The following is a 4,606-nucleotide window of genomic DNA, read 5'->3' as shown; positions in this document are numbered from 1 at the left end:
AGCGTACGGGATACCGCCGTCGCCGTCATCGAGATGGCAAAAAGCTGCTGGCTGACCGCATCGTGCAAATCCCGAGCAAGTCGCTGCCGTTCTTCCACAATCGCAGAATACCGTGCCTTTTCCGCTAATTGCGCGTTGTTGTTCGATAAGCGCTGGAGCGAATTCACCTGCTCCTCCCATTTCTTGCCGATCCGGTTCAACTGGTCACCCAGCCGGCCGATCTCATCCTCACCAAGGGGTGGGACGGAACGGGTCATGTTGCCTTTTTCCAAAGCTAGCATTACCTCGTACACCCGATCCAGCCTTCGCGCAGTGCGGCTGCCGTTCCAATAGCCGTAGGCGAGTCCTATGCCTGCCACCGTCCCAAGGAGCGTCAGGCTGAGAATAATCCCGTCCCGCCAGGAATGAAAAGGCTTGATATAGCCATACGTATTCAGCACATATACGGTTACTCCAAAGAGAAAGAAGCTGAGCAGAATCGATTCCCCCATGCTTCGCCAAATCAAGCCGGTCAACCGTTTGTTCAAGCTTCCACCACCTACACGATCTTTATTTTTACATCTCCTACGTAGTAGGTGACGATAAGTTTCACCTTTACAGCCGCCGACTCATAGTTAGGAGACCTCCAGCTCAGCCGGTTGACGACGCCCTCCCGCTTCATTCCGTCGATGGCAATCTGTCCGACATAAACTGTGCCTTCCACAAGCAGCCCCAGCTCATCCGGCACTACGATATCCAGGTCGCCGATGACGCCTTGCAGCACCATCGTGGCTTCCTTCTCCTCCAGGATAGCCAAAGACAGATCGAAACGCATTTCGCCGATTAGATTCCAAACACTCATATTCCGCAAAACCCAGGGTTCACGGTCGTGGCGGATGGAAGACAGAAAGCTCTGTTTATGAATAAAATCCCCGCCAGGATTTGAGTTCTTCGCATTTTTATAAAAGAGTCCGAGAACTATGAGGATTAATGCAACTACTACGGCAAAATTACCTCCAGTCAAGCAGAGGGCGCCAATCGCAAGGATCAGATACCCCTTTTTATTGCCGCCGGACCTTATTTGCGATAAGCCCAAAAGCAATAGCAGCACGCCCGCAATCGTCCAAAATCCGATAAATTTAGACACTAGCAGAAAAACACCGGCTCCAATGAGGATAAGGTACGTATTTCGGTGTCTGTTGTTATGAGGTTTATCCATCACGCACCTCCAAGACGCGTTGCCGCCATGAGTATAAAGCGTAGGAGAAAAGCCATAGAGACCGAAGACTCTATGGCTTTCAACCGTCAGCCGATCCATTCCAGAGCAATCTTTCGCGAAACTAGCATATCACACTGGATCATGCGGCAAAAGGTTATTTTTTATATACCCGGTTACTTCTTCTCGGCAGCCGGAGCGGAAGGTGCGACAGGAGCAGCAGGAGCGGCTGGAGCAGCGGTGGAGATTGCGAGTTTATCTTTCATTGCCTGCAGTTGTTCATTCAGGCGTTCTTGCTTCGCTGCCTCCGCTGCGTTGTAGGACGGTGCGCCGCCGCCGGTAGGAACATAAGGCATACGGGCTACTTCCGCTTCCACCTCAAGCTCCATGATTTTTTCTTCCATGCGTTGGAAGCCGCGGGAAGCGCTGCCTCCGCCCAATGTCGGGTTACCGGTCACTTGTGCCATTTGCTTCTTGGCCTGGGCCAGTTGAGCACGGGTGATCAGTTCGTTGCGCTTGTTGCGCATTTTGTAGAACTCATCCTTCATTTCATGCAGTTGACGGACAAGGCCGTCGGCTTGCTCCTTGGCTTGAATGTGGAGGCCGGTGTAATCGACGACTTTTTGGTCGTAGTACAGCTTTTCTTCCAGAGCTTGACGGGCCGAGGCTTCCTGGCCGTTCTTCAGAGCATCAAGAGCCTGGGTTTCCCGGGCGGCTGCCATCTTCTCGGCTTCCTTCAATTGCTGCTGCAGCTTGCGTTCACTGGCGATTTGTTTGGCGACGGTCACTTCCGCTTGAGCGATTTCCTCTTCCATGTCCCGCAGGTACTGATTCAGCATGACAATCGGGTCTTCTACCTTATCCAACATTTCATTGATCGATGCGCGGGTCATATCCTTGAGTCGTGTAAATACTCCCATCTTAAATCTCTCCTTTTTCTTTTCATATTTTTCCAATTTAGCTTTCAGTTCATCGACTTCGCGGCGAAGGGCCTTCTTCTCGATATCTTTCATCATTTCGTCAAGTTCATCTCGTACAGGTGCGGCAGGCGGTTGTTGGCCGGAATAAGCCGGAGGACGATTAGGTGTATAACCGCTCCCGGTTCCGTTGCCGGCATCGGGGGAATAAGGCCCTTGGTTGTATTTCGGCGAATAGCTGCCGCCACGGGGAGGCCGTTGATCTCCATACATACCTCCCGTATAAGGCGGTTCGAATACCGGCTCTTTCGGGATGACAAGGCAGGCGATGATGTAAGCCAAGAAGACAAATCCACCTGTTGTGAAGATGGCAACGATGACTACGATCACGCGCAGCAGAGTCGGATCGACGTTTAGGTACTCTGCCAAGCCCCCGCAAAGTCCGGTCACCATCTTGTTCCTACGGGACCGGTACAATTTCTTCATACTTTGCCCCAACCTTCCTTGGTTTCCGTCATGTTCAGTTGTTCCAATTTCTGCAACTTCTCATTGAGTTTCTCTTCCAACTGCTGGCGCTTTTCATCCAGCTTCTCTTCAAGCCGGATTCGTTTTTCCTCCAGCTTTTCTTCCAGTTGAAGCCGCTTTTCTTCATATTTGTCGCCCAGCTTCAGCCGGAGGCGTTCCATTTCATATTCCAACTTGTTTTGCGCCACGCCTGCGGCATAATTCATCGTGGTGGAAAATCCTGCCGTCGCTCTTCTTACATCCCGCAGTGATTGAGCTTCCAGCTCCAGATCCGACAGCCGGTCATCCAGCCGTTGAAAGGCTCTCGCCGACGGGCCGACAGGTGCCGTTCCCAGCCGATCATTCATTCGCTGCTGCAGACGAAGGGATTCCATCCTTGCCTGATAATAGCTGCGTTTGGCTGCCACTTCATCGTAATCCTGCTTCAACTGCTTCAATTGCGCCTCGAGATCCAGGAGCGAACGCTTGCCGTCCTCGTACAAAGCGCCGTAGCGGGTGCAGGTTTCTTCATGCTGCATTTTATCCTCAAGCGCCAATCGTGCGATTTCCTCTTCTCCGGCTTTCAAAGCCAGCATCGCTTGCTCTTCCCGTTTCTCCTTCATCTGAAAAGCGGTTAAGTACTGGTGCCTCACCGATTGCGCATGTACGGAAACTTGTCCGTGCAACCGTTCCGCATCGCGGATTTTATCTCGAAGCCCCGCCAGATATCCGTCGATGAGCTGAACCGGATCTTCCGCTTGCTCCAGCCGGTCATTCAGCGTCGCAACCGTGATATCTCTCATTCGTTTCATGATACTCATGCTTTCCCTCCATCCTTTACGGTGTTCTATCCGAATGTATGGCTTGACCGTTTGTTAGTATACATTTTTCTTACGCAGCATGGATGCTCCGTAGAGAATCAGCGCGACGGCAATGGCGATTCCGATTAATCCGGACAGCTTGCCAAGGAGAAGCACTGCACCGATTACGATCAGAACGGTTCCGATAAACTTCTTCCCATTGCGGATTCCGAGATATCCGAATGCGATCAATGCGATTGGGACAATCAAACCGATCAGCCAGCCGAACACCATCCCCGTCTTGCCGAGGAGAATCAATGCTCCACAAGCGATCAGGATCAGCGCCAGCATATTTTTCCCTTGCAGTTTCATCTAATCACCGCCTTTCTTTCTTCGTCTTCTTCATGTCTTTATTCTAAGCCTTAACGAGATTCGCCAAAACAGACCCACGTCGGTTTTTGAAACTGGACTAAGGTCGAGTCCCCCCCTAACCCTTTGGCGTTTTGCCGGATCGAGACCTTTTGGAAAAGCAAAAAAGCCGCCATGGTTATCTATATAAGTTGAACCAAAGACTGTAAAAGTCGGAACGGAGGAACTGCGGACTATTTGAACTTCCGGTCAACTTGTTTTCGGATTTCTTGAATTAAACCGCTATATCAGCGGATGAAATCCGAGAACAAAGATGAACGCTAACGCTCCTGCAGTCCAAATATCCTCTGTTCCTCCTTCGACCGTTACTTCTTCAATGGTTCAACTTATCGCAAGATAACTAGGCGACTCTCGCTTGCCGTTACGCTCTTGTAACTAGCCAAGCTGCTTAATCGGTTTGCTCCGGGTCCGGAACCAAGCCTTCGCTTTTCAATGTCTGATTGGTCTTCATCCTGTTCATGTCCTTGCCGAGGCGTTTCATTTCTGCCAAGTCCGGCGCCATGGAGCCATTTTGCTTTGTCACGCCGTCGCTATTCCATTCATCACCAATCTCGTGTTCGACAACGGTTTTCAAATCTTCGTTCTTGTATTGCTTGCTCATGGGCGCAGCCTCCTCGGTTTAGAGAATGGCTCATTATTACCCAAAAGGAAGTCTTTTGAAACAACGTGATGGAGGATATCTCTATATTTTTTCGCAAAGCTGACGTGCCCGATACTCGTAATTCTGCCGGCATATTTCGAGCAGCTACGAATTTCGCACC

General features: G+C 50.8%; 6 protein-coding genes and 1 pseudogene. All 7 read right to left on the bottom strand.

Translation table 11 applies throughout. From position 1 onward, the window contains the following. On the bottom strand, positions 1–491 hold a 491-nt coding region (locus TJ79_RS23890; RefSeq protein WP_155988019.1), incomplete at its 3' end, for a histidine kinase. 47 nt (positions 492–538) lie between these two features. Then, positions 539–1,126, bottom strand: coding sequence for a cell wall-active antibiotics response protein LiaF (liaF, locus tag TJ79_RS23885; RefSeq protein WP_238323128.1), 588 nt, complete (start codon positions 1,124–1,126; stop codon positions 539–541). Between the two features lie 245 nt (positions 1,127–1,371). Beyond that, positions 1,372–2,115 (bottom strand): PspA/IM30 family protein, encoded by a 744-nt coding sequence (locus TJ79_RS27815; protein ID WP_040952858.1) that lies wholly within the window; start codon positions 2,113–2,115, stop codon positions 1,372–1,374. Positions 2,116–2,427: 312 nt separating this feature from the next. Further along, positions 2,428–2,598, bottom strand: a pseudogene (locus tag TJ79_RS28485) (PspC domain-containing protein); the annotation flags it as partial. Continuing rightward, positions 2,595–3,437 (bottom strand): PspA/IM30 family protein, encoded by an 843-nt coding sequence (locus tag TJ79_RS23875; RefSeq protein ID WP_081757123.1) that lies wholly within the window; start codon positions 3,435–3,437, stop codon positions 2,595–2,597. The pseudogene TJ79_RS28485 and the gene TJ79_RS23875, both read right to left, overlap by 4 nt. A gap of 54 nt (positions 3,438–3,491) precedes the next feature. Next, entirely contained in the window at positions 3,492–3,788 is a 297-nt protein-coding gene (locus tag TJ79_RS23870; protein ID WP_040952854.1) for a LiaF transmembrane domain-containing protein, read from the bottom strand. Positions 3,789–4,233: 445 nt separating this feature from the next. Next, positions 4,234–4,446, bottom strand: coding sequence for a hypothetical protein (locus TJ79_RS23865; protein WP_040952853.1), 213 nt, complete (start codon positions 4,444–4,446; stop codon positions 4,234–4,236). Positions 4,447–4,606: the final 160 nt, after the last annotated feature.

Origin of the sequence: Gorillibacterium massiliense (assembly GCF_000455485.1) — a bacterium.
GTDB classification, from domain to species: Bacteria; Bacillota; Bacilli; order Paenibacillales; family NBRC-103111; genus Gorillibacterium; species Gorillibacterium massiliense.
The sequence above is the reverse complement of the archived record's forward strand: the minus strand, read 5'-3'. Positions and strand labels throughout refer to the sequence as shown.